Source organism: Pseudomonas sp. FP603, assembly GCF_030687415.1.
GTDB lineage: Bacteria > Pseudomonadota > Gammaproteobacteria > Pseudomonadales > Pseudomonadaceae > Aquipseudomonas > Aquipseudomonas wuhanensis.
On record NZ_CP117431.1, the window covers coordinates 6,285,132 to 6,310,667 of the forward strand.

Genomic DNA, 25,536 nt, shown 5'->3' on the forward strand with positions numbered 1-25,536 from the left:
AAAGCGGGTTTTTGCGTTTCTGGCTTTCAAAAAACTCAAGCCATTACTTCTCCTGTGGCGAGGGAGCTTGCTCCCGCTGGAGTGCGAAGCGCTCCTCATCATTCCAACAGTTACACCGCACTCTCAGGGTTTACGGCTGCTTCGCAGCCGAACGGGAGCAAGCTCCCTCGCCACAAAACCCCGCCCCTGCCCCTCTAGCAAACACGCCTCAGACCCGCAAGACGCACATGAGAAACAATATCGTTTATCATTGTTGCAAGATTTTGCAATGCGACAGTGAGGAACCCTGCGAATGATGTTTCGAAATACCCTGCGCCGCGGCCTGACCATCACCCTGCTCGGCCTGACACTCGCCACTCCCCTCACCCAAGCCGCCGATCCGGTTTCCCTGACACTCTATAACGGCCAACACAAGGAAGTCGGCGACGCCGTCGCCAAAGCCTTCGAAGCCAAGACCGGGATTCACGTCAATGTGCGCAAGGGCAGCAGCAACCAACTCGCCAGCCAGATCGTCGAAGAAGGCGATCGCTCCCCCGCCGACGTGATCTACACCGAAGAATCCCCACCGCTGAACAAACTCGGCGAACAAGGTCTGCTGGCGAAAACCGACGCCGCTACCCTCGCCGTTCTGCCAAAGGACTACGTGGCCAGCAACGGCACCTGGATCGGTATCACCGCGCGAGTTCGCGTGGTTGCGTTCAATCCCAAGCTGATCGATGAAAAAGACCTGCCCAAGTCGGTAATGGAATTCTCCGACCCGAAATGGCAAGGCAAGGTCGGTTTTGTGCCAACCAGTGGCGCATTCCAGGAACAGGCCGTGGCGATCATTAAAGTCCACGGCATGGACGCGGCCGAAGAATGGCTCACCGGCCTGCGTGCATTCGGCAAGACTTACAGCAACAACATGGTTGCATTGAAAGCCGTGGAAAATGGCGAAGTCGCCACCGTGCTGGTGAACAACTATTACTGGTTCGCCCTGCAGCGCGAAAAAGGCCAGCTCGATTCGAAACTGCATTACTTCACCGGCGGCGACGTCGGCGGGCTGATCACCGTCTCCAGCGCTGCGGTGTTGAAATCCAGCAAGCATCCAAAAGAAGCCCAGCAATTGCTCGCCTACATGGCCAGCGAAGAAGGTCAGCGCGTGATCACCCAGACCACCGCCGAATACCCGCTGCACAAAGGCATGGAATCGGATCGCGGCCTCAAGCCGTTCAGCGAACTGCAAGCGCCGAAAGTCACGCCCGCCGACCTCGGCAACGCCGAAGAAGCCCTGGACCTGGAACGTGACGTTGGCTTGAACTGATGAGCGCATCGTTATCTGCCCCCGCCTTGCGCAGGGGCTACGTGCCACGGCGCAAGCGGCCGTCGATCTGGTTGTTGCTGCCGGTTTTGCTGCTGGTCGTGCTCAGCCTATTGCCACTGGCTTATGTCGGCCTCAAGACTTGGCAAGCAGGCTGGGCCGAGGCGCTGCATCTGTTATGGCGGCCCTACGTGTTTGGCCTGATGCGCAATACGCTGGCGCTGATGGCGGGCGTTACGCTGGCCTGCGGCGTGATTGGCTTGTCGCTCGCCTGGTTGCTGGAGCGCAGCAATCTGCCGGGGCGACGGCTATGGGGCGTGATCCTGTGCCTGCCGTTCGCGGTGCCGGCGTTTGTCAGCAGCTTCACCTGGGTCTCCCTGAGCGCTCACTTCGAAGGGCTAGGCGGCGCGATCCTGGTGATGACCCTGTCCAAATACCCGCTGATTTTTCTGCCGGTGGCGGCAACCCTGCGTAATCTCGATCCTTCTCTGGAGGAGTCCGCTCGAACCCTGGGGCAGAATCGCTGGGGCGTGTTCTTTAAAATCACCCTGCCTCTGCTCTGGCCGTCACTGCTGGCCGGTTCGCTGCTGATTGCACTGCACATGCTGGTGGAGTTCGGCGCGCTGTCGATCATCGGCCTGCAGACTTTCACGACAGCGATCTACCAGCAGTTCGAACTGGAATTCAGCAACGCTAACGCAGCGATGCTTTCGGCGGTGCTGCTGGTGCTGTGCCTGGTGCTGCTATGGCTGGAGCTACGCGTGCGTGGCAAGGGCCGACATGTGCGCACCGGCCAGGGCGCGGCGCGACATGCGCTGCAGGTTCACCTGGGGCCTTGGACGACTGTCGGACAGCTCTACTGCCTGCTGCTAGCGATCATCGGCAGCGGCATTCCGCTGGGAATGCTGGCGTACTGGCTGATGGTGGGTTCGTCAGCGGCGTTCCCGGTCTCCGCGATCAGCGAGGCCTTGTTGTCGTCTCTGGCGCTATCCCTCGGTGGCGCAGCATTGTGCCTGGTGCTCGCGATGCCGGTGGGGTTGCTGGTGGTGCGCCATAAAGGCCGACTGGCAATCTGGGCCGAGCGCCTGCCGTATCTGCTGCATGCACTGCCGGGACTGGTGATTGCGCTGACCCTGGTGTATTTCGCTCTGCATTATGTGCCGGTGCTGTACCAGACCTCGGCGCTGCTGCTGATCGCTTATGCGCTGTTGTTTCTGCCGCTGGCTCAAGCGCCGATTCGCACCGCGCTGAACAAGGCTGCGCCGCAACTGGAAGAGGCCGCACGCACGCTGGGAGCGTCGTCTTTCAGCGCGTTTTGTCGGGTGACGTTGCCAATTATCTTCCCGGCGCTGGGTGCGGCATTTGCACTGGTATTTCTGGATGCGATGAAGGAGCTGACGGCGACGCTGTTGCTGAGCCCTACCGGGCTGAATACGTTGGCGACGGAAGTCTGGGCGCATACTGCGAATGTGGAGTTTGCGGCGGCGGCGCCTTATGCGGCGTTGTTGATTGTGGTGTCGGGGTTGCCGGTTTATTTACTGACGACGCGGATGTATTTGAGCCGCTGAGATCGCTATCGCGGGCAAGCCCGCTCCCACAGGGGGAGCGGTCATATACAAAATTTATGTACGACACAAATCCTGTGGGAGCGGGCTTGCCCGCGATGGCGTCCACACAAACAATACAAAACTTAAGCCCTGAACTGCCCCAGGCTCGCCTTCAATTGCGCCGCCAAGCCATCCAGCACCTTGCCGCTAGCCGTGGTTTCCACCACCGCCTGAGCAGCCTTCTCCGCTTGAGCATGAATGGTCTCAACCCGCCCACGCACTGCTTGCGCACCTTGCGCCTGATGCGCCGCGGCCTGGGTCGCCAGACCGATTGCCGCATGCACCTGCTCGACCGACACCTGCACCGACTGCTGCAACCGCGCACTGTCGCGCAACACCAGCAAACCTTCGCTGGCCTGACGTCCAGCCTGCCCGATGGCCGCGACGGCCTCGCGCGCGCCCTGCTGCAACGCAACGATGTGAGCCTGAATGTCACCGGTTGAGCTCTGAGTCTTGCTCGCCAGTGCCCGCACCTCATCCGCCACCACGGCAAACCCGCGACCGGTCTCGCCGGCACGCGCCGCCTCAATGGCCGCGTTCAACGCCAGCAAGTTGGTTTGTTCGGCGATCCCGTGAATCACCGTCAGCACCACTTCAATCTGCTCGCTCTGCTGTGCCAGGCGCTCGATGACTTTCGCGCCGGTGTCGACTTGTCCGGCCAATGCCTCGATGAGACTGCCAACTTTCGCCGAGGTCCGAGTGTTTTCATCCGTGGCCTGACGAATATCCACCACCTGCCGCAAAGCAGCCTGCATGGCGTGGCTTTCAGACTGAGCTTCGTCAGCCATTTGCGACAACGCGCGCAAGCTTTCGGCCACTTCATCGCGCTGCATGCCCGCCGCCGCATCGGCGCCAGCATTGCGCAGGGTCATGGCGCCAATTTCCACGCCGGTTCGCTGAGCCACATCGCCCGCCTCCCGCACGATCGGCTGCAACTTATCCACAAAGCGATTGACCGCCGAGGCCATATCGCCAATCTCATCCTGGCTATTGATCTGCACACGTTTGGTCAGATCGCCCTCACCTGCCGCCAGGTCATCCATGGCGGCGATCAATAGCTTCAAGCGGTTGACCACTCGACGACCCAGTACCACCGCCAGCAACAGCAGCACACCAAACCCCACCAGCACCAGGCCCATGCCAATGCGCCAGCGCAAAGTCCCCGCAGCGTCCTGCACGGCACTGGTGGTATTGGCTTTCATTTCAGTGGCGGTGGACTGCGCCGATTGCAGACGTCCGCGCAGCGCCGCCAGATCGGTTTCCACGGAGGCGGTCGAGACGCCCATCAAAACCTTGCCGATCTCCACCCCATTGGGGTTGATCGAAGCTTCAAGGTAGTAGACCGACGGATCGTTCTTCGCCGCATCCAGCACCTTGTCCAGCGCCCGCTCGCCCTGGCCTTTTTCCAGAAGCGCCTTGTTGATCGGGTTCTCCCGGTTGAGGTAGCGCGTCAGGTGCTGGCCCGTAGCGTCGTCGTAGACCACGAACAACACACTGGGATTGCGCTGGGCACGGCGAGCGAATTCGGACAGAGTGGGAATGTCGCTGTCCCACATGGCGCGGGGTGCGACCGAGGCCAGAAGCTGCGCCATGTCGTTGGCCGAATCCTTCAGGTCCTTCTCCAGAGTCGTACGCAGTTGCGCCTGCTCGTCCTTCAGGCGCGAAGACAGCCCGGCCGTCAGGCGCTGACGGGTACTGGTGGACAGATTATCCAGGCTCGACGTGACTTCACGCCCTGCCTGCTCAAGCTCACCAGAGAGCTTTTGGCTATCGGCGTCCAGGCGCACACCCAAATCAGCTTCCAGCGCAGTCACCGTGCTCCGGGTCAGAGCGACAGCCACCAGCACCTGCACCAAAAGGGCGATACCAAGGGTAACGAACACGGGCCGCAAGAGACGGCTTTGTAACAGTGAGAGAACGGCCGACACTGAAAAATCCCTCTGCTTTGACGCCATCAAATTGATAGCACGTCAGAAACGATGCTTTTTCAATGTTCACAGCAAAGGTCATGCCGCTCGACAGGCATAAACGACAAAGGCCCCAATTAAGGGGCCTTTGTTTTTTACATCAACGACTTATTAAGCGAACGGGTGACGCAGAACGATGGTTTCGTTGCGGTCCGGGCCCGTCGAAATAATGTCGATCGGCGCACCGATCAGCTCTTCAACGCGCTTGATGTAAGCACGGGCGTTAGCTGGCAGCTCTTCCAGAGTTTTGGCACCCACGGTCGACTCTGTCCAGCCCAGCACTTCTTCGTATACCGGCTGCAGGCCAATGTAGCTGTCAGCGTCAGTCGGGGCAACGTCCTTACCTTCTGCATCTTTGTAGCCGACGCAGATGTTGATGGTTTCCAGACCGTCGAGTACATCCAGCTTGGTCAGGCAGATGCCCGAGATGCTGTTCACATCGATAGCGCGACGCAGGATAACGGCGTCAAACCAGCCACAACGACGAGCACGGCCGGTGGTCGCGCCGAACTCGTGACCTTGTTTAGCCAGGTGCGCACCGACTTCGTCGAACAGCTCAGTCGGGAATGGACCCGAACCTACACGCGTGGTGTAAGCCTTGGTGATACCCAGGATGTAGTCCAGGAACATAGGACCAACGCCCGAACCGGTAGCAACGCCGCCAGCAGTGGTGTTAGAGCTGGTCACGTACGGGTAGGTGCCGTGGTCGATGTCCAGCAACGAACCTTGGGCGCCTTCGAACATGATGTCTTTGCCAGCACGACGCAGATCGTGCAGTTCGGCAGTCACGTCCAGCATCAGCGGCTTGAGCAGTTCAGCGTATTCTTTGCACTCGGCCAGGGTCTTGTCGAAGTCAATGGCTGGCTCTTTGTAGAAACCGACCAACATGAAGTTGTGGTATTCCACCAATTCACGCAGCTTGGCTTCAAAGCGCGGCATGTTGAGCAGATCACCTACGCGCAGACCGCGACGGGCAACCTTGTCTTCGTAAGCCGGGCCGATGCCGCGACCGGTAGTACCGATCTTCAGCTCGCCACGGGCCTTTTCACGAGCCTGGTCCAGCGCTACGTGGTAGGACAGGATCAGCGGGCAGGACGGGCTGATACGCAGGCGCTCGCGCACCGGTACGCCTTTCTCTTCCAGCTTGATGATTTCCCGCAGCAGGGCGTCGGGTGCAACCACCACGCCGTTACCGATCAGGCATTGCACGCCTTCGCGCAGCACGCCCGACGGGATCAGGTGCAAGACGGTTTTTTCGCCGTCGATCACCAGGGTGTGGCCAGCGTTGTGGCCACCTTGGTAGCGCACTACGGCGGCAGCATGTTCGGTCAGCAGATCAACGATCTTGCCTTTGCCCTCATCACCCCATTGGGTGCCCAGGACTACGACATTCTTACCCATAACACTTGTCCTCATTCGCGCAAACTTGGTGCCGGCGGCGGCCGGCAGGAAAACTCAAGAAGCCAGCGGCAATACTTGCCAAAGCCCGTTCTGCTGAATCAATTGCCGGTCGCAGTCCGCTTCACGGGCGGCGGCCAAAAGTTGCCCAGGCAATGCCTGAACGACACGCTGACCCTCACTGCGCAACTGGCAAACCTGCTGCCAGAGTGCTGCATCCGTACTGTCTGGCATCCAGATACCGCCAGACGGTAGCTCGATTTCAGCACGCCCCAGGGTCACCAGGGTTTTCAAATCGGTAGAGAAACCAGTTGCCGGACGGGCACGACCGAAATCGGCGCCGATGTCGTCGTAACGACCGCCCTGAGCGATGGACTGGCCAACACCCGGTACGAACACGGCGAACACTACACCCGTGTGGTAGTGATAGCCGCGCAACTCGCCCAGGTCGAAATACAGCGGTAATTCCGGGAAACGCGTGGACAGACGCTCGGCAATCGCCAGCAAATCGTCCAGGGCCGCCAGCACGGGCGCCGGTGCATTGGCCAGACGCTCACGCGCTGCGCTCAACACTTCACGACCGCCACACAGGTCGACCAACGCTCGCAGCATGCCCGACAGATCGGCAGGCAGGCCTTCGGTCAAGGTAATGACCTCGTCGATGGCTTTACGTTGCAACGCATCGAACAACTGTTGCTCGACTTCGCCGGACAAACCGGCGGCGCGGGCCAGGCCGCGGTAGATGCCGACATGGCCGAGGTCCATGTGCACATCCGGCACATCGGCCAGTTTCAGCATGGCCAGCATCAGGCTGATGACTTCCACGTCGCTGCTCGGGCTGGCATCGCCGTACAACTCGGCGCCCAGTTGAATCGGGCTGCGCGAGGACGACAAGGCGCGTGGCTGAGCATGCAGCACGCTGCCGGCATAACACAGACGGCTCGGCCCTTCGCGACGCAGGGTGTGCGCATCGATGCGCGCCACTTGCGGCGTGATGTCGGCGCGAAAACCCATCTGCCGGCCCGACTGCGGGTCGATGACCTTGAAGGTACGCAGATCGAGGTCCGAGCCCGCGCCGGTCAGCAGGGATTCCAGGTACTCGATATGGGGAGTCACGACAAACTCGTAACCCCAGCTCTGGAACAGATCCAACACCTGGCGACGCGCTACTTCGATGCGCGCAGCTTCTGGTGGCAGTACTTCTTCGATGCCATCTGGCAGCAGCCAGCGGTCTACCGTTGCCATTACGCCATTCCCCTATGATCCGGGCGACAAGCCTTTGGGCGAGCCTTGAGTGAAGCAGAAAATGATCGGCTCATGTGCAAACCACGCGCATGAACAACGGGGCGAAAAGCCTGAAATCGGCTTCGCCAACCACTTTCCTCGAAAAACCTGTCGAGTCATTCAACTCGGACGCCTGCACAAAAACAGCAATCAAACGTGCAGACGCAAAAAAGCCGGGAATTTCCCGGCTGCCGCATCATACACACGTTTTCCCAAAGGATCACCCCGCCCGAGGTTTTAGCCGCCCGGCGGGGGATGATTCAGGTCAACGCCGTATCAAGGCTTGGCTTTTTCCAGGTAACGGAAGAAGTCGCTGCCCGGGTCCAGGACCATGACGTCGGATTTGTTCGCGAAGCTTTCACGGTAGGCACGCAGGCTACGGTAGAACGCGTAGAACTCCTGATCCTGGCCGTATGCCTTGGAGTAGATCGCAGCAGCCTGGGCATCACCGTCACCGCGAACCTCTTCGGATTCACGATAGGCTTCAGCCAGCAGCACGCGGCGTTGACGGTCGGCGTCGGCACGGATGCCTTCAGCCAGCTCGTTACCCTTGGCGCGGTGCTCGCGAGCTTCACGCTCACGCTCGGTGCTCATACGTTCGAACACGCTGCGGTTCACTTCCTTCGGCAGGTCGATGGTTTTGACCCGGACATCGACAACTTCGATACCCAGCTCTTTTTCCGCCATCTTGTTCAGCGAAGAGGTGATGTCTGCCATCAGCGCATCACGCTCACCGGACACCACTTCGTGCAGGGTGCGCTTACCGAACTGGTCACGCAGGCCCGATTCCAGACGACGGGAAAGACGCTCGTCGGCAATCTGCTTGAGGCCGGAAGTCGCGGTGTAGAAGCGCTCGGCATCTTTCACGCGCCACTTGGCGTAGGCATCGACCATGACGGCTTTCTTTTCCAGCGTCAGGAAGCGTTGTGTCGGTGCATCCAGTGTCATCAGGCGCGCGTCGAATTTACGCACCTTGTTCACGTAAGGCACTTTCACGTGCAAGCCCGGCTGAACATCGGCCTGGACCACGCGACCGAACTGCAGCATCACCGCACGCTCGGTCTGAGCCACGATGTAGAAGCAGTTCCAGGCAACGATCGCCACGACGACGCCGATAATAAGGGCGATCAGCGATTTATTGCTCATCAGCGACTCTCCCTGGTACGTGCTTGCTGTTGCTGCAGATCAGCTGCCGCACGCGCATTCACTTCATTGCTGCTGGCTGCTGCGCCGGTCACCGGAGCGCCGGGGCTGCGACCACTGTCGATCATCTTGTCCAGCGGCAAGTACAGCAGATTGTTCTGGCCATCCTTGTTGCCGGTCACGAGAACCTTGCTGGTATTGCTGAAGATTTCCTGCATGGTGTCCAGGTACAGACGCTGGCGGGTGACTTCAGGGGCCTTGCGATACTCGGCCACCAGCTTGGTGAAGCGATCAGCCTCACCCTTGGCGCGGGAGACGGTCTCGTCGCGGTAACCGTTGGCATCTTCGAGGATGCGCTGGGCCTGACCACGGGCTTCCGGCACGACGCCGTTGGCGTAGGTTTCAGCCTGGTTGCGCGAACGCTGCTCGTCTTCACGGGCGCGGATCACGTCATCGAAGGCTTCCTGAACTTCACGCGGTGCAGCTGCGCTCTGTACGTTGACCTGGGTGACGGTGATACCGGTGCGATAGGTATCGAGGAAGCGTTGCAGACGCTCCTTGATTTCGCTGGCCATCAATTCACGACCTTCGGTCAGCACCTGATCCATGGCGGTAGAACCCACCACGTGACGCAAGGCACTGTCGGTCGCATGCTGCAGGCTGATTTCCGGCTGATCGACGTTCAGCACGAAGTCCTGCAGGTTGCTGATCTTGTACTGCACGGTCAGCGGTACTTCGACGATGTTTTCGTCTTCAGTCAGCATTTGACCCTGCTTGGTATAGGCACGCTCACGCGTGACGTTTTCCATGTACTTGCGATCGATCGGCGGGAAATAGATGTTCAGGCCCGGGCCGACGGTTTCATAGTATTTGCCGAAGCGCAGCACTACCGCCTGCTCCTGCTCGTCGACCACGTAGACAGCGCTGTACAGCCACACGGCCGCCAGCACGACCAGGCCGATGCCGAGCAGGCCGCCAAAGCCGCCACTCTTGCCCGGACCACCGCCCTCGTCACCGCGTTTTTTACCACCACCGAACAACCCGTTCAGGCTTTCCTGCAGCTTTCGGAAGGCCTCGTCGAGATCCGGTGGTCCCTTGCGGTCGCCGTTATTGCGGCGCTTGCCACCCCAAGGATCCTGATTATTCGAGTTGCCACCCGGCTCATTCCAAGCCATAGCGCTCTCCATCTGATAAAGCAAAGACGCACCCACGGCGCGCCGACCAATGCTACAGAATGCCTGTCACCGCGGCACAACCGCTTTCTCAGGCTTTTATTGCAAAGTGTGTTGCTCGATGAATTCTATCGGTTGCAGACCTTCGCGGCTCACGAGTCGATTCAATTCGATCCGAGGCAAGCGAACGGCCAGCAAGCTGATGCCTTCTTCGTCATGTTCTTCTTTTTGCACCGCACCGAGTTCGAAAAACTGCGCACGCAGTCGAGCAAAACGTTGCGGCAAGCGCAAGGTGCCAACAAACAAATCACTGCCCAACAGTTCGGCCACAGCCTGCTTGAGCAGGTCCAGGCCGGTACCGTCCTTGGCCGACAACCAGACCCGCTGCGGTTTGCCATCGGCATCACGCTGGATCTGCGGCTCAACACCCTCGAGCAAATCGAGTTTGTTGTATACCTCAAGGATCGGCAAGTCTTGTGCCCCGATCTCCCCGAGCACCACCATGACCTGTTCAATCTGGGCCATCCGCTCAGGCTCATGCGCATCGATCACATGCAGCAGCAGGTCGGAGTTGCTCGACTCTTCGAGCGTAGCCCGAAATGCCTCGACCAGCTTGTGCGGCAGGTGGCGAATGAAGCCCACGGTGTCGGCCAGCACGATCGGCCCGAGGTCATCGAGCTCGAGTCGACGCAAGGTCGGGTCGAGGGTAGCGAATAACTGGTCGGCGGCGAAGACGTCGGAATCGGTGACCGAATTGAACAGTGTCGATTTGCCGGCGTTGGTATACCCCACCAGTGAAACCGTCGGGATGTCAGCACGTTTGCGCCCGCGACGAGACTGCTCGCGCTGGCTGCGGACCTTTTCCAGACGCCCCTTGATCTGCCGCAGGCGAATCCGCAACAGGCGCCGGTCGGTTTCCAGCTGGGTTTCACCCGGGCCGCGCAGACCGATACCGCCCTTCTGCCGCTCAAGGTGAGTCCAGCCGCGAACCAGCCGCGTACTCATGTGTTCAAGCTGGGCCAGTTCAACCTGGAGCTTGCCTTCATGGGTGCGGGCGCGTTGGGCGAAGATATCGAGAATCAAACCCGTGCGGTCAATCACGCGGCACTCGAAAATACGTTCGAGGTTACGTTCCTGACTGGGCGTGAGGATGTGATTGAAAATCACCAGATCGACCTGTTCGGCGTTGACCAGGTCGCGTAATTCTTCGACCTTGCCGCTGCTGATCAGGGTTTTGGCGGTTGGCCGATGACGCGGCACGTTAAAAAACGCGACGGTCTCGGCGCCTGCCGAAATTGCCAACTCCTGAAACTCCTGCGGATCTTCGCGCGCCTCAGGGTCCTGACCATCCAAGTGAACGAGAATTGCCCGTTCACCACCACCGTGGCGCTCAAAGAACAAAGGAGACTCCTATCAGGCGTTACCTGGCTCAGCGTCACCTGCTTCGGATTCGGTTGCGCTAGGCAGACGAATTGGACGAACCGGCACCACTGTAGAGATAGCGTGTTTGTAAACCATTTGGCTAACGGTGTTTTTCAGCAGGATAACGAACTGGTCGAAAGACTCGATCGTGCCTTGCAGCTTGATCCCGTTGACCAGGTAGATGGAAACCCCCACTTTCTCTTTACGTAAAGTATTCAAGTAAGGGTCTTGTAGCGAATGCCCTTTTGACATGTGCCGCACTCCTTTAAGGATTCAATATAAAAAATAGGTAAACAGATGGCTTGGGGCCGTCACACCCCCAAGGATAGACGGCAATTGCAAGGACTCAGCTCAATATGGAGATGGTCCCGAGGTATTTCAAGGCGCGCGGCAGATTGTCGCAATCGAGGCTGTCCAACCAGTGTAAATCAGCCCAACTGCGCAGCCAGGTGAACTGGCGCTTTGCCAATTGGCGCGTGGCAATGATTCCACGCTCCTGCATCTCGGCTTGCGTCAGCTTGCCATCCAGGTAATCCCAGACTTGTCGATAGCCTACAGCACGTATAGACGGCATCCCCGAATTCAGGTCACCTCTATCTCGCAGGGCTACGACCTCGTCGATGAATCCCTGTTCCAACATATTTGTGAATCTTTGTTTAATGCGCTCGTGCAGTACCTGGCGATTTGCCGGAGCGATGGCCAAGTTCGCGACAGTATAGGGCAATTGTTGCAGTCCCGAAGCGGCTGCTTCAGTACTTTGCGCAGATTGTCGCAAGCGTAGCTCAGTCATGCTCTGACCGCTGACGCGATAAACTTCCAGCGCTCGACTGAGGCGCTGCGGATCGTTCGGATGAATTCGCGCTGCGGATTGCGGATCGATGACCGCCAATTGATCGTGCAGGGCTTGCCAGCCAAGGCGTGCAGCCTCTTCTTCGATTTGCGCACGCACGTCCGGATCGGCCGCCGGCATGTCGGCCAGACCTTCGAGCAAAGCCTTGTAGTAGAGCATTGTGCCGCCTACCAGCAGCGGGATTTTGCCCCGCGCGGTGATCTCGGCCATGGCCTCTAGCGCATCACGACGAAAATCCGCAGCCGAATAACTCTCGGCCGGGTCGAGAATATCGATCAAGCGATGCGGAAATTCGGCCAACAACTCTTTGGAAGGCTTGGCGGTGCCAATGTCCATGCCACGGTAAACCAGCGCCGAATCGACGCTGATCAGCTCGCAAGGCAGGACCTTGGTGAGTTCGATGGCCAGGTCGGTCTTGCCGGCAGCCGTCGGCCCCATCAGGAAAATCGCAGGAGGGAGCTGGCTCATCAACGACCGCGCAAAAACAGTTTGTCCAGATCGTCCAGGCCCAATTGGGTCCAGGTCGGTCGGCCATGGTTGCATTGACCGCTGCGTTCGGTGTTTTCCATGTCCCGCAGCAGACCGTTCATTTCCGGCAAGGCCAGACGCCGATTCGCGCGAATCGCGCCGTGGCAGGCCATGGTGCCGAGCAGTTCGTTCAGGTGTGCCTGAATCCGGTCGCTGGTGCCATATTCCATCAAATCCGCCAGAACGTCGCTGACCAGTCGATTGGCTTCAGCCTGTTTCAGCAACGCGGGGATTTGCCGGATCGCCAGCGACTCCGGGCCAAGACGCTGCAACTCAAAACCCAGCCGCTGGAACCACGCGGCGTGTTCTTCGGCACAATCGGCTTCGCGCTGACTGACCGCCAGGGACTCCGGCACCAACAGCGGCTGACCGCTCAGGCCTTCGCTGGCCATGGCGATTTTCAGGCGTTCGTACATGATCCGCTCGTGGGCGGCGTGCATGTCCACCAGTACCAGCCCCTGGGCGTTTTCCGAAAGAATATAGATGCCCTTGAGCTGCGCCAACGCGTAACCCAGCGGCGGAATGTCGTCCTGCCCGGCCGGCAGCGCGACCGCGTTGGCTTCGGGCAGTGGCGCGAAAAACTCACGGTAGGCCGCCTGGGCTTCAGCGACGGGCACGCCGGACTGAGGCCGCGGCGTGTACTGATACTGATAACCGGCACCAGCGCCCGAGCCAGCCGGCGTGTTGAACGACGGTTGTGCCTGAGGCTGTTCCAGCAGCGCATTGGCCGCCAGACGCATTTCGCCCTGCGGACCAAACTCACCGGCGTCGAGCCCGGTGGGCCTGACAATGGCCGTCGCAACAGGCGTGGCCAGATGATCTTCCGGCCGCACATCGCCGAGGGCGCGGTGCAAGGTGCCATAGAGGAAATCGTGAACCATGCGCCCGTCACGGAAGCGTACTTCGTGCTTGGTCGGGTGCACGTTGACGTCGACGCCCGCCGGATCGACTTCGAAAAACAGCACGAACGTCGGGTGCCGACCGTTGAACAGCACGTCGCGATAAGCCTGGCGCACCGCATGGGCCACCAGTTTGTCGCGCACGGCGCGGCCATTCACAAAGAAATACTGCAAGTCCGCCTGGCTGCGGTTGAAGGTCGGCAACCCGACCCAGCCCCACAGATGCAGGCCATTGCGTTCGATCTCGATCGGTAACGCCTGCTCCAGGAAACCCGCCCCGCAGATCGCCGCCACACGCCGGGCGCGGGCCGCGTCATCATGGGCTTCGTGCAGGCTGAGGATGGTTTTGCCGTTATGACGCAGATGGAACGCCACATCGAACCGCGCCAGCGCCAGACGTTTGATCACTTCTTGCAGGTGATCGAATTCGGTTTTTTCGGTCTTTAGAAATTTGCGGCGCGCCGGGGTATTGAAGAACAAATCGCGCACTTCCACCGAAGTCCCCACCGGATGGGCCGCCGGTTGTACACGAGGCGCCATGTCGCGGCCTTCGGTTTCCACCTGCCAGGCCTGATCGGCATCGCGAGTGCGGGAGGTCAGAGTCAGGCGCGCCACGGAACTGATGGACGCCAGCGCCTCACCACGAAACCCCAGGCTCATCACCTGTTCAAGGTCTTCCAGATTGCGAATCTTGCTGGTGGCGTGACGGGCCAGGGCCAGCGGCAGGTCATCGGCAGAAATGCCGCTGCCATCATCGCGCACCCGCAGCAGCTTGACGCCGCCCTGCTCCACATCAACATCGATGCGTTTGGCTCCGGAGTCGAGGCTGTTCTCCAGCAACTCCTTGATCACCGAGGCCGGGCGCTCAACCACTTCACCGGCAGCAATCTGGTTCGCCAACCGCGGGCTGAGCAGCTCGATACGCGCGGTGTTGGTCAGCACCTGGTTCATTCTTTGGCCGCCAGTTCAGTGCCGGGGATGGTCAATGTCTGACCGATCTTCAGCTCGTCGCTCTTGAGGTTGTTGGCGCTGCGCAAGGTGGCCGGAGCCACCTGATAGCGCACGGCGATCATCGCCAGGGTTTCGCCGGGATTGACGCGATGGTCACGCGGGCCCTGGGCGATTTTGCCGGAGTCGCGCAACCAGGCAATGTAGGTGCCCGGCGGTGGATTCTGCTGGAAAAATTGCCGTACGCCGCTGCTGATAGAACGCGCCAGCGCCTGCTGGTGGTTCGCTGCGGCCAGCTTGGAAGCTTCGTTGGCGTTGGAGATAAACCCGGTTTCCACCAGAATCGACGGGATGTCCGGCGACTTCAGTACCATGAACCCGGCTTGCTCCACGCGTTGTTTGTGCAGCGGCGTGACGCGACCGATGTTGCTCAAGACTTTCTGGCCAACGTTGAGGCTGGAGGTCAGGGAAGCGGTCATCGACAGATCGAGCAGCACGCCGGCCAGCATGCGGTCCTTGTCATCGAGGCTGACGTTGCCGGCACCGCCGATCAAGTCGGAACGGTTTTCGCTGTCGGCCAGCCAACGGGCGGTCTCCGACGTAGCGCCGCGGTCAGACAAAGCGAACACCGACGCACCGAACGCGGCGGCCGAAGGCGCGGCGTCGGCGTGGATCGAAACGAACAGGTCGGCGCCCTTCTTGCGGGCAATTTCGGTACGGCCGCGCAACGGAATGAAGTAGTCGCCGGTACGCGTCAGTTCGGCGCGGAAGCCTTTCATGCCATTGACCTGACGCTGCAGTTCACGGGCGATGGCCAGCACCACGTCTTTTTCACGCTGACCGCGCGAGCCCGAGGCGCCTGGGTCTTCACCACCGTGACCGGCATCGATCACCACAATGATGTCGCGCTTGCCGGCCGGGGCAGGCGGCAGCTTGACCGGCGGATCGACTGGCGTGACCGGCACCGGCGCCACAGTCGCGACGTTAGTCGGCACAGGAATTGGCGCGGCGTCGGCGGCGTTATCAAACAGGTCGACCACCAAGCGATTACCGTATTGGGCGTTGGGCGCCAAGGTAAAACTTTTCGGCGTGACGGCCTTTTTCAGGTCGATGACCACTCGCAGATCGGTCGGCGTACGCTGAGCCGAACGCATGGCGGTGATCGGAGTGTTGGAGGTATTGACGTTCAGCGGCGATCCCAGGGATGCGCCATTGATGTCGATCACCAGCCGATCCGGGGAGGTCAGGGTAAAAACGCTGTGCTGGACAGGCCCTGTCAGATCAAACACCAGTCGCGTGTTGTCCGGCGCCCGCCACAGGCGAACACTGTTGACCTTCGTCTCGGCCACAGCGTCGACGGTCACCGCCAGAAACAACAATCCTACGGCAGCAACCAACGCGCGAAAGCGCATACCTAACCCCATCATTTATTTGGATTCCAATACCAAAACGGCACACCACGACTCGCCACGCGAACCCTGGGGCAAAATTTTCAGCGAACGTCCGCTGTCTTGCGGGGTAATGGTAATGGTCAGGTCGGGCTTTGGCAAAAAGCCTGCACCGTTCCGGGGCCATTCGATCAGGCACAGTGCATCGTCTTCGAAATAGTCGCGGATGCCGAGGTACTCCAGCTCCTCCGGATCGACCAGACGATACAGGTCGAAATGGAAGGCGCGGATGGCGCCGATCTCGTAAGGCTCGACCAGGGTGAAGGTCGGACTTTTTACCGCGCCTGTATGCCCCAGCCCCCGGATAATGCCCCGGGACAGCGTGGTTTTCCCCGCCCCCAGATCTCCCTCGAGAAAAATCAGACCGTGCCCTTGGGTGGTTTTGGCGATACGTGCGCCAAAGTCGCTCATGGCCTGTTCATCGGCCAGGTACAGGGTTACTTCAGACACGGTGCTTGCTCCTCCAACAACTGACGAATGGCTGGAATCAGATCACTGGCCGCCAGCCCGCGGCCATATTTACCTTGTTGCGCGCCGGCATTGGCGTGCAGCCAGACCGCCAGGCACGCCGCGTCGTATGCGTCCATGCCCTGAGCGAGCAAGGCGCCGACCAGACCGGCCAGCACATCACCCAAACCGGCAGATGCCATGGCCGGATGGCCCTGATGACACAGCGCCAGACGCCCATCGGGGCTGGCGATCAGGCTGCCAGCGCCCTTGAGAACCACCGCCGCTGTATATTTTTTGCTCAACGCATGGGCAGCGGCCGGACGATCGGCCTGAACATCGGCCGTCGACACCCCCAGTAATCGCGCCGCCTCGCCAGGGTGCGGCGTGATAACACTACCTGCGGGCAAACTCACGCCACCTTCGGCCAACAGGTTCAACGCATCGGCGTCCCATACTTGCGGCAGCAGCGCATTGGCCGCGGCCGACAACAGACTGCGCCCCCAGGCGGCCTGCCCCAGCCCTGGGCCGACGACCAGCACCGTGACTCTCTCAAGCAGCCCCATCAATTGATTGGCCGACGAAATGCCGAGCACCATCGCTTCAGGCAAACGCGCCAATGCAGCCGGAACATGCTCGCTGCGAGTGGCCACAGACACCATGCCGGCACCGCTGCGCAAAGCACTTTGTGCACCGAGCAGGATGGCGCCGCCAAAACCGCGATCGCCGCCGATCAGCAATACGTGGCCAAATTTGCCTTTGTGGGAAGTGGGAGCGCGACCAGTCAGACGCGGCACATTACCGGCCGTCAGGCGACGAGCGCTGACCGTGGCCCCGATAAACGTCTCAGGAGCGGCTAGCAGATCATTGAATACCAAGTCGCCAACCACATCCGCAGCGTCACCGGTGAACAGACCCAGCTTCAAGCCGATGAACGTCACCGTCAGGTCGGCTCGAACCGCAATGCCGAGTATGCGGCCCGTATCGGCGCACAGCCCCGAAGGTATATCCACCGCCGCAACCGGTAGCCCACTGGCGTTGATCGCGGCAATGACACTGGCGTATGGCTCGCGTACTTCCCCGGTCAGGCCGGTGCCGAGCAAGGCATCCAGCACAATGCCACGCAGTTCTGAATGCGCGTTCCAGTCTTGAATGGCGACGCCTTCGGCTACTGCCTCGGCATGGGCCGATGCGGCATCGCCCTGCAAACGCCCGGGATCACCGGCGGCCAGCACCCGTACGTGCCAGCCGGCACGTCGGGCCAACACGGCCACCAGATAACCATCGCCCGCATTATTGCCGTGGCCGGCTACCACGCTCAGTTCGTGCCCGGTCGGCCAATGACGGACCAGCGCGCGCCAGGTTGCCCGCGCCGCACGCTGCATCAATTCGAAGCCCGGTGTACCGGCCGCGATCAGGCTCGCATCGAGCCCGCGGACTTGCGCGGCGCTATACAGCGCGTCGGGTAATTCATCTTTAGTGTGCGGCATGCGTCTTCAGGCTCCGATGTCTGGCAGAATTATACGCACCTCAGCTCCGGTTTCTCTCGCCTCATGCCCGCTATTACCACAGACCTGCCCGCCCTCGCCCAATCCATCAAGGACTGGGGCCGCGAGCTGGGCTTTCAGCAAGTCGGCATCAGCGGCCTCGACCTGGCCGAGCATGAGCAGCACCTGGAGCGCTGGCTCGCGGCCGGCTACCACGGCGAAATGGACTACATGGGCGCCCATGGCAGCAAACGTTCGCACCCGGAAGAACTGGTGCCGGGCACCCTGCGGGTCGTTTCCCTGCGCATGGATTACCTGCCGGGCGACACCGAAATGGCCAAACGCCTGGCCGAACCGGAAAAAGCCTACGTCTCGCGTTATGCCTTGGGCCGCGATTACCACAAATTGATCCGTAAACGCGTGCAACAACTGGCGGAAAAAATTCAGGCAGTGATCGGCCCGTTCGGCTATCGCGCCTTTGTCGACAGCGCCCCGGTACTGGAAAAAGCCATCGCCGAACAGGCTGGCCTGGGCTGGATCGGCAAAAACACCCTGGTCTTGAATCGCAAGGCCGGCAGCTACTTCTTCCTCAGCGAACTGTTCGTCGACCTGCCGCTGCCGGTCGACCCGCCTCACGCCACCGAACACTGCGGTCGCTGCACCGCCTGTCTGGACATCTGCCCGACCAACGCCTTCGTCGGTCCGTATGTACTGGACGCCCGGCGCTGCATTTCGTACCTGACCATCGAACTGAAAAGTGCGATCCCCGAAGATTTGCGGCCATTGATCGGCAATCGGGTATTCGGTTGCGATGACTGCCAGATCGTCTGCCCGTGGAACCGCTTCGCCCGACCTTCCGGGGAAAGCGACTTCAAACCCCGGCATAACCTGGACAACGCCGAACTGGCCGAGCTGTTCATGTGGGACGAAGAAAAATTCCTCAGCAGTACTGAGGGTTCGCCGTTACGGCGGGCCGGTTACGAGCGCTGGTTGCGCAATCTGGCGGTCGGCTTGGGTAATGCGCCGTCGAGCATTCCGGTGCTGGAAGCGCTGAAGGCCCGACGGGATTATCCGTCGGAGCTGGTACGCGAGCACGTCGAATGGGCGCTGAAACAACACGGACTCGCGTAGGGTCAGGCCTCGTCGTTATAAACGAACTTGGGCATTTCCCAGTGGAAACGGATCGCCAGCAAGCGCAGCAGGAAGCCACCGAACAGGGTGATCAGGATTGCCTGTTCACCGGGTAATTGCAGATAGATGCAGAGCAGATAGCACCACGCAGCGGCAAACGAGACGCTGGCGTAGAGTTCGCGGCGGAAGATCAACGGGATGTCGTTACAGAAAATGTCCCGCAGGATGCCGCCAAACACCCCGGTGATCACCCCGCTGACCGAGGCCACCAGCATGCCGTGGCCCATTTCCAGCGCCGTCATGCAGCCGATCAGGGTGAATGCCACCAGGCCCACCGCGTCGAGCACCAGAAACAGCGAACGCAGATGACGCATCCAGCGGGCGATGAAGATCGTCAGCATCGCCGCGACGGAGGTCAGCACCAGGTATTCCGGGTGTTTGACCCAGGTCAGCGGGTAGTGGCCGAGCAACACGTCGCGTACCGAACCGCCGCCCAGCGCCGTGACGCATGCAATCAACACCACGCCAAACCAGTCCATGCCGCGACGCCCCGCAGACAGGGCGCCAGTCATGGCTTCGGCGGTAATGGCGATCAGGTAGAGCATCAGCAACATAGTGGCGGTCCTTACAGGAAGGCGCGCAGTCTACTCAGATCGTCAGGGCACCAAAAGGGGGCAAGCTCCCTCGCCACAAAAGCCTTACCTTTTACCTATCAGAACTTGATGAAATTCTTGCGGTAGTGCTGCAACTCAGCGATCGATTCGCGGATGTCGTCCAGGGCCAGGTGGGTGCTGCCCTTTTTGAAGCTGTCGCGTACGTCCGGTGCCCAGCGAGCGGCCAGCTCTTTGAGGGTCGACACATCGAGGTTGCGGTAGTGGAAATAGCTTTCCAGCGACTTCATGTGGGTATAAAGGAAGCGACGGTCCTGGCAGATGCTGTTGCCACAGATCGGCGACTTGCCCTTCGGCACCCATTTTTCCAGGAAGGCGATGGTCTCGGCTTCGGCTTCGGCCATGCTGATGCGGCTGTCGCGAACCCGCTGGGTCAGCCCGGAGCCGCCATGCTGACGGGTATTCCACTCATCCATGCCAGCGAGAATCTCGTCGCTGTGATGGATGGCGATCACCGGACCTTCGGCCAAGGTGTTCAAATTACTGTCGGTGACGATAGTGGCCATCTCGATGATGACGTCGGTATCAGGGTTCAGACCGGTCATTTCCAGGTCGATCCAGATCAGGTTCAGCGGGTTTTGCATGAGTCGGCTCCTCGGCGTAGGTGCGCAGTTTAGCCTAGGGGAGGCCACCGGGCGTGCTAAACTCGCGGCCGTTTTACCTAATCGCTGCATTCTCGATACGGAACACCCATGGCCAAACGCCAACTCAATCGTCGTCAAAACTGGCGCATCGAAAAGATTCAGGGCGAGCGCGCTGCCCGCGCCGCCAAACGCGAGTCCTCGGCTGTCGAGGCCCTCGAAGGCGGCGACCTGGGTCCGGAACAGACGGGCCTGGTGATCGCGCACTTCGGTGTGCAGGTCGAAGTCGAGGCCCTCGATGGCGAATTGGCCGGCCAGGTGTTCCGCTGTCATTTGCGCGCCAACCTGCCAGCGCTGGTGACCGGCGATCAGGTCGTGTGGCGTGCCGGCAACCAGGGCATCGGCGTGATCGTGGCGCAACTGCCGCGCAAAACCGAGCTCTGCCGCCCGGATAGCCGTGGCCAGCTCAAGCCGGTGGCGGCCAACGTCGACATGATCGTCATCGTCTTCGCGCCGCTGCCCGAGCCTCATGCCAACTTGATCGACCGTTATCTGGTCGCTGCGGAACACGCCGGTATTCGGCCGTTGCTGCTGCTGAACAAATTCGACCTGATCGACGAGCAGAACGCCCCGGCGCTGAATGCCTTGCTGGCGGTTTACCGCACGCTGGGTTATCCGGTGCTGGAAGTCTCGGCGCACCACGGCAATGGCATGGAGCAGTTGCAGAAGCAGCTGGACGGGCACATCAGCGTGTTCGTCGGCCAGTCCGGCGTCGGCAAGTCGTCGCTGGTCAACAGCTTGCTGCCGGAAGTCGACACCCGCGTCGGCCCGCTGTCCGAGCTGTCGGGCCAGGGCACCCACACCACCACCACCGCGCGGTTGTTCCACTTCCCCGGTGGCGGTGAGTTGATCGACTCCCCAGGTATTCGTGAGTTCGGCCTGGGCCACGTCAGCCGTGCCGACGTCGAAGCCGGTTTCATCGAGTTCAACGACTTGATCGGCACCTGCCGCTTCCGCGACTGCAAGCACGACCGCGAGCCGGGTTGCGCCTTGCTCAAGGCTTTGGAAGAGGGCCGCGTGCAGCAGCAACGGATGAACAGCTACCGCTCGATCATCGCTAGCCTGCCCGAAACCAGCTACTAAACAGACGTGCCAGCCGCCCCTGACTCGTACGGGGCGGTGGTCGTTCGTGGCATCCCACAAAAACCCCCTCAATTAAACGTCAGACCTCTCTGTAAGGCTTCTTCGCGCCTGCCTGAAGGACGCGTCTCTTTAACCGCCAAGGCCTTGTTGCGGCCATTCAAGTGCATACATTCGAGCCCTCATCGCATTTCTGGCGATACCGAGGGACAGCCATGCAAACCTATCATTTGTTCATCAGCCACTCGTGGAACTACTCAGACGCCCACGACAATCTGGTCCGCCTGCTCAATGCAAAACCCGGCTTCACGTTCAAGAATTTTTCGGTGCCACCGGACAATCCGATCATCGGCGCGAAAACCGACAAACAACTTGAAGAAGCCATCGAAAACAAAATTCGGCTCTGCTCGGCAGTGCTGATCATGGCAGGCATGTATTCCACCTACAGCAAGTGGATCAACAAGGAAATCGAGATCGCCAAGCGCATGAACAAGGTGATTATCGCGGTCAAGCCGTTTGGTGCGGAGCGGATTTCCACGGTGGTACGCCGGGCGGCGCACGCGGAATGTGCGTGGAACACCAATAGCATCATCGGTGCCATTCGCACTCATGCAGCGGGGTGAACCATGCGCAAGGGACTGTTCATCGGCATTAATAACTACAGCCATGTTTCGCAATTGAGTGGTTGCAACAACGACGCGATGGCCATGGCTTCGGTGCTGAAAACCGACGCCAATGGCGATCCGAATTTCAAGAACCTGGTGCTGACCTCCGCCGAAGATTATCTGAGTCGTGAAAAGCTCGAAGGGCATATCCAGGAATTGTTTTCAGGCGATTGCAGCGTTGCACTGCTGTACTTCGCCGGCCACGGCAACTTCGACATCGATACGGACGAAGGCATGCTGATCCCCCAGGACTACAAATCCGCCAAGGATGGAATTCGCATCAGCGACATCCTGAATTGGGCGACCAAAGCCGTAAAAATCAAAAACAAAGTGATTATTCTCGACTGCTGTCAGGCTGGCTCGGCGGGCGAAGTGCGGGCGCTGCGCAGCGAAAGCAGCATGGTGTGCGAAGGCATGACCATCCTCACCGCGTGCAAAAAGGAAGAGCCGGCCATGGAAGGCGCCAACCACGGCGTCTTCACCGGGCTGTTGCTGCAGGCACTGCACGGCGGCGCCGCGAACATCCTGGGGAAAATCACGCCCGGCAGCCTCTATTCATTCGTCGACAACGCTCTCGACGCGTGGGAACAGCGCCCAGTGTTCAAGACCAATGTGTCGCAGTTCATTTCATTGCGAGAAGTCTCGCCGCTGATCCCCAAAGAGATTCTGCGCAAACTGCCCGATTGGTTCGAAGAGGCGGAATCAATGTTCGCCCTCGACCCCAGCTACGAACCTACCGAAGCCACGTTCGACCCGGAGCACGGTGAAGTGTTCGCCCAACTGCAAAAGTGCAACCGCCACAGCCTGATCGAACCGGTGGACGCCGAACACATGTACTACGCCGCCCTCCACTCCACCGGCTGTCGCCTCACCGCCCTCGGCGCCTATTACCGCGAACTCGCGATCAAGGGACATTTTTGATGCCTGTGTTTATCAGTTACCGCCACACCGACCGCGCCCAGGCGATGGCCATCAATGCGCGCCTGAAACTAGCGAACATCAAGACCTATCTCGACGTGTTGGACACCGAATCCCAGCAAACCGACGACATCACCGCCGTCATCACCCGCAACATTACCGAATGCACGCACTTGCTGGCGGTGGTCTCGCAGGAGACTGCCATGTCCTGGTGGGTGCCGTTTGAAATCGGCGAAGCAACCATCAGTGATCGCAGGATCTGCTCTTACAAGATCGGTCCCAGCGCACTGCCGCTGTACCTGGATAAATGGCCGAAGTTGAGTGGTGATACCGATCTCGACTTTTTTATCGATGCCTACCGCAAAGAGGCCATGTTGGAGCGCTCGACAGGAATAGAGTCTTTCAGCGAATCCATTCGCGGCACCTTCAAGCGTAATGCCGATCTGTTCCATGACCAGCTCAAGGACCGCATTCGTCGCGGTTACTGATCCGCACAAAAAAGCCGCGATGTTCGCGGCTTTCTGATTTTCAGTGCTGATCTCGATCATTTTCGTAAAGCCACGAAAATGATCAGTAGCATGGTCACTGCTTGGGCGCCTCACCCGGTTTCGGCACAGGATCATCAAACAGATTCAACCGCTCCCGAAGCTCATGGGCCGGCAGCGGTTCCTTATCCGCCGGCAAGGCATTCGGATCGGCTGGCGGCGCGGGCACTTCGCCTGGGCCACCCTGCCCTTGCGTTGGCACTGGCGCAGGTTCGGCACCTTGCGAACCTTCGATGGCTCGCTGGGCTTTCTTGGTCAGCACGACGATGTCGATGCGACGGTTGACCGGGTTGAACGGGTTCTCCCGGTCGAACAGCGCTGACGAGGCGTAGCCCACGACTCGCGCCACTTGTGAATCCGGGTAGCTGCCGGCGATCAACGCACGGCGAGCCGCGTTGGCGCGGTTGGCCGAGAGCTCCCAGTTGCCGAAGTCGCCGGTGCCCGAGTACGGCTTGGCATCTGTGTGGCCGCTGATGCTGATCTTGTTCGGCACCGCCTTGATGGTGTCGGCCATGGCCAGCAGGATGTCTTCGAAATACGGCTTCAGACGCGCACTGCCGGAGTCGAACATCGGGCGGTTTTCGGCGTCCACTATCTGGATGCGCAAACCGTCCTGAGTGATCTCGAAGAGGATCTGGTCCTTGAACTTCTGCAACTGCGGGTTTTCTTCGACCTTGTTCTGCAGCTCTTGCAGCAGCAATTCCAGGCGTTCCTTCTCGACCAGCTCGGCCATGCCTTCGACCTGTTCAGAGTCGATCGTCACCTTGTCCGGCTGGGGCTGGGATTTCACCTCGGGGTTGAGGGTGTTCTCCGGTGCCAGGGTCGGCGAGCCGCCCAGATCGATGATGTATGGCGTGCCACTTTCGCTAAAACCGACCGGGTCCTTGAAGTAACCGGCGATGGCGATCTTCTGTTCCGGTGTTGCGGTGGACAACAGCCATAGCACCAGGAAGAACGCCATCATCGCCGTTGCGAAGTCCGCGAAGGCGATTTTCCAGGAGCCCCCGTGATGCCCGCCCGCGTACTTTTTGACGCGCTTGATGATTATCGGCTGGTTATTTTCCATGACTTAGCGACCGCGAACCGCTTGTTCCAGCTCAGCGAAGCTAGGACGGTGCGCCGGGTACAGAACCTTGCGACCGAATTCCACCGCCAGCGATGGCGGCATGCCGGAAGCCGAAGCCACCAGCGAGGCCTTGATGGCTTCGTAGACGTTCAGTTCTTCCTTGGCGTCGTGGCCCAGGGCGTGTGCCAGCGGGCCAAAGAAACCGTAGGCCGCGAGAATACCGAAGAAGGTACCTACCAGAGCCGCACCCACGTGCAGGCCAATCATTTTCTGGTCGCTTTCACCCAACGAAGCCATGGTCACCACGATACCCAATACCGCCGCGACGATACCGAAGCCCGGCATGGCATCGGCGATGCCGTTGACGGCGTGGGAGGGGTGATCCAGGTCTTCCTTGAGGCTGGTCAGTTCCATGTCGAACAAGCCTTCAAGCTCATGGGGCGCCATGTTGCCGGAGGACATGATGCGCAGGTAATCGCAGATGTACGCGGTCATGCGGTCATCTTTCAGGACTGCTGGATACTTGGCGAAGATCGGGCTCGCAGCGGCATCTTCGATGTCGCCTTCGATGGCCATCATGCCTTCGCGACGGCTCTTGTTGAGAATCTCGTAAATCAGCCCCAGCACTTCCAGGTAGAAGGTGTGGTTGAAACGCGAACTGAACATGCCCAAGGACTTCTTGAGCACGTGCATCGTCATATGACCGGGGTTGGCCTGCAGGAATGCACCAAGGGCCGCGCCACCGATAATCATCACCTCGAAAGGCTGGATGAGGGCGGCAATCTTGCCGTGGGAAAGCACGTATCCGCCGAGCACGCTCGCGAATACGACGATGATGCCGATAATTTTAGCCATAGGTAGGAGAGCACTTACTGAGTCGGGTTCAAGGTCATATTCGGAAGTTAAAAAATCTCTTCTT

The 25,536-nt window shown here is 60.0% G+C and carries 23 protein-coding genes; 7 read left to right on the forward strand and 16 right to left on the reverse strand.

All coding sequences use genetic code 11. The annotated features are described in order from the left end of the window. Positions 1-292 precede the first annotated feature (292 nt). The gene (locus PSH65_RS29050) at positions 293-1,303 is read left to right on the forward strand and encodes an iron ABC transporter substrate-binding protein (RefSeq protein WP_305423897.1); all 1,011 of its coding nucleotides are present in this window, start codon (positions 293-295) and stop codon (positions 1,301-1,303) included. Then, positions 1,303-2,868 carry an iron ABC transporter permease gene (locus PSH65_RS29055; RefSeq protein ID WP_305423898.1) on the forward strand — a complete coding sequence of 522 codons (1,566 nt, stop codon included), beginning with the start codon at positions 1,303-1,305 and terminating at the stop codon, positions 2,866-2,868. Before PSH65_RS29050 ends, PSH65_RS29055 begins: the two co-directional genes overlap by 1 nt. A 122-nt stretch (positions 2,869-2,990) precedes the next feature. Here the strand turns inward: PSH65_RS29055 and PSH65_RS29060 are convergent, their stop codons facing one another. The 12 genes from PSH65_RS29060 to PSH65_RS29115 form a co-directional block, all read right to left on the reverse strand. Next, positions 2,991-4,835, reverse strand: a complete 1,845-nt coding sequence (locus PSH65_RS29060; protein WP_305423900.1) for a methyl-accepting chemotaxis protein — start codon at positions 4,833-4,835, stop codon at positions 2,991-2,993. A 150-nt stretch (positions 4,836-4,985) separates the two neighbouring features. Then, on the reverse strand, positions 4,986-6,275 hold the full coding sequence (locus PSH65_RS29065) for an adenylosuccinate synthase (RefSeq protein WP_095127394.1): 1,290 nt from the start codon (positions 6,273-6,275) through the stop codon (positions 4,986-4,988). A gap of 54 nt (positions 6,276-6,329) precedes the next feature. Next, positions 6,330-7,517, reverse strand: a complete 1,188-nt coding sequence (locus PSH65_RS29070) for an ATP phosphoribosyltransferase regulatory subunit (protein ID WP_305423903.1) — start codon at positions 7,515-7,517, stop codon at positions 6,330-6,332. Positions 7,518-7,832: 315 nt separating this feature from the next. Next, positions 7,833-8,702, reverse strand: a complete 870-nt coding sequence (gene hflC / locus PSH65_RS29075; RefSeq protein WP_008009823.1) for a protease modulator HflC — start codon at positions 8,700-8,702, stop codon at positions 7,833-7,835. Continuing rightward, positions 8,702-9,874, reverse strand: coding sequence for an FtsH protease activity modulator HflK (gene hflK, locus PSH65_RS29080; RefSeq protein ID WP_305423904.1), 1,173 nt, complete (start codon positions 9,872-9,874; stop codon positions 8,702-8,704). The genes hflC and hflK overlap by 1 nt, the downstream gene beginning before the upstream one ends. A 96-nt stretch (positions 9,875-9,970) precedes the next feature. After that, positions 9,971-11,272, reverse strand: a complete 1,302-nt coding sequence (gene hflX / locus PSH65_RS29085) for a ribosome rescue GTPase HflX (RefSeq protein ID WP_305423906.1) — start codon at positions 11,270-11,272, stop codon at positions 9,971-9,973. A gap of 12 nt (positions 11,273-11,284) precedes the next feature. Beyond that, positions 11,285-11,545: an RNA chaperone Hfq gene (hfq, locus tag PSH65_RS29090; RefSeq protein ID WP_007902656.1), complete on the reverse strand. Its 261-nt coding sequence runs from the start codon at positions 11,543-11,545 to the stop codon at positions 11,285-11,287. Positions 11,546-11,639: 94 nt separating this feature from the next. Continuing rightward, positions 11,640-12,611, reverse strand: coding sequence for a tRNA (adenosine(37)-N6)-dimethylallyltransferase MiaA (gene miaA / locus PSH65_RS29095; protein ID WP_305423907.1), 972 nt, complete (start codon positions 12,609-12,611; stop codon positions 11,640-11,642). Then, entirely contained in the window at positions 12,611-14,521 is a 1,911-nt protein-coding gene (mutL, locus tag PSH65_RS29100) for a DNA mismatch repair endonuclease MutL (protein WP_370694673.1), read from the reverse strand. Before mutL ends, miaA begins: the two co-directional genes overlap by 1 nt. Next, a complete protein-coding gene (locus PSH65_RS29105; RefSeq protein WP_305423909.1) occupies positions 14,518-15,945 on the reverse strand; it encodes an N-acetylmuramoyl-L-alanine amidase in 1,428 nt (475 codons plus the stop codon). Before PSH65_RS29105 ends, mutL begins: the two co-directional genes overlap by 4 nt. Beyond that, positions 15,946-16,416, reverse strand: a complete 471-nt coding sequence (gene tsaE / locus PSH65_RS29110) for a tRNA (adenosine(37)-N6)-threonylcarbamoyltransferase complex ATPase subunit type 1 TsaE (protein ID WP_305423911.1) — start codon at positions 16,414-16,416, stop codon at positions 15,946-15,948. Further along, positions 16,404-17,903, reverse strand: coding sequence for an NAD(P)H-hydrate dehydratase (locus PSH65_RS29115; protein WP_305423913.1), 1,500 nt, complete (start codon positions 17,901-17,903; stop codon positions 16,404-16,406). Before PSH65_RS29115 ends, tsaE begins: the two co-directional genes overlap by 13 nt. 63 nt (positions 17,904-17,966) lie before the next feature. On the opposite strand from PSH65_RS29115, the gene queG reads away from it, so the two are divergent. Beyond that, positions 17,967-19,031 carry a tRNA epoxyqueuosine(34) reductase QueG gene (gene queG / locus PSH65_RS29120; RefSeq protein WP_305423914.1) on the forward strand — a complete coding sequence of 355 codons (1,065 nt, stop codon included), beginning with the start codon at positions 17,967-17,969 and terminating at the stop codon, positions 19,029-19,031. A 2-nt stretch (positions 19,032-19,033) separates the two neighbouring features. Here the strand turns inward: queG and PSH65_RS29125 are convergent, their stop codons facing one another. Both PSH65_RS29125 and orn read right to left on the reverse strand, forming a co-directional pair. After that, positions 19,034-19,645, reverse strand: a complete 612-nt coding sequence (locus tag PSH65_RS29125) for a trimeric intracellular cation channel family protein (protein WP_030128339.1) — start codon at positions 19,643-19,645, stop codon at positions 19,034-19,036. Between the two features lie 98 nt (positions 19,646-19,743). Then, entirely contained in the window at positions 19,744-20,286 is a 543-nt protein-coding gene (orn, locus tag PSH65_RS29130) for an oligoribonuclease (RefSeq protein WP_008068863.1), read from the reverse strand. Positions 20,287-20,394: 108 nt separating this feature from the next. Here orn and rsgA point away from each other — a divergent pair, with 108 nt between their 5' ends. The 4 genes from rsgA (at position 20,395) to PSH65_RS29150 (ending at position 23,494) form a co-directional block, all read left to right on the forward strand. Continuing rightward, positions 20,395-21,426: a small ribosomal subunit biogenesis GTPase RsgA gene (rsgA, locus tag PSH65_RS29135; RefSeq protein ID WP_305423918.1), complete on the forward strand. Its 1,032-nt coding sequence runs from the start codon at positions 20,395-20,397 to the stop codon at positions 21,424-21,426. Between the two features lie 212 nt (positions 21,427-21,638). After that, positions 21,639-22,046 (forward strand): TIR domain-containing protein, encoded by a 408-nt coding sequence (locus PSH65_RS29140; RefSeq protein ID WP_305423920.1) that lies wholly within the window; start codon positions 21,639-21,641, stop codon positions 22,044-22,046. A 3-nt stretch (positions 22,047-22,049) separates the two neighbouring features. Next, positions 22,050-23,009: a caspase family protein gene (locus tag PSH65_RS29145; protein WP_305423921.1), complete on the forward strand. Its 960-nt coding sequence runs from the start codon at positions 22,050-22,052 to the stop codon at positions 23,007-23,009. Beyond that, entirely contained in the window at positions 23,009-23,494 is a 486-nt protein-coding gene (locus PSH65_RS29150; RefSeq protein ID WP_305423922.1) for a toll/interleukin-1 receptor domain-containing protein, read from the forward strand. The genes PSH65_RS29145 and PSH65_RS29150 overlap by 1 nt, the downstream gene beginning before the upstream one ends. Positions 23,495-23,588: 94 nt before the next feature. On the opposite strand, the gene motB is transcribed toward PSH65_RS29150, so the two are convergent. Together motB and motA are read right to left on the reverse strand one after the other, a co-directional pair. After that, positions 23,589-24,617, reverse strand: coding sequence for a flagellar motor protein MotB (motB, locus tag PSH65_RS29155; RefSeq protein ID WP_305423924.1), 1,029 nt, complete (start codon positions 24,615-24,617; stop codon positions 23,589-23,591). A 3-nt stretch (positions 24,618-24,620) separates the two neighbouring features. Next, entirely contained in the window at positions 24,621-25,472 is an 852-nt protein-coding gene (gene motA, locus PSH65_RS29160) for a flagellar motor stator protein MotA (RefSeq protein WP_008009851.1), read from the reverse strand. Between the last annotated feature and the right edge of the window lie 64 nt (positions 25,473-25,536).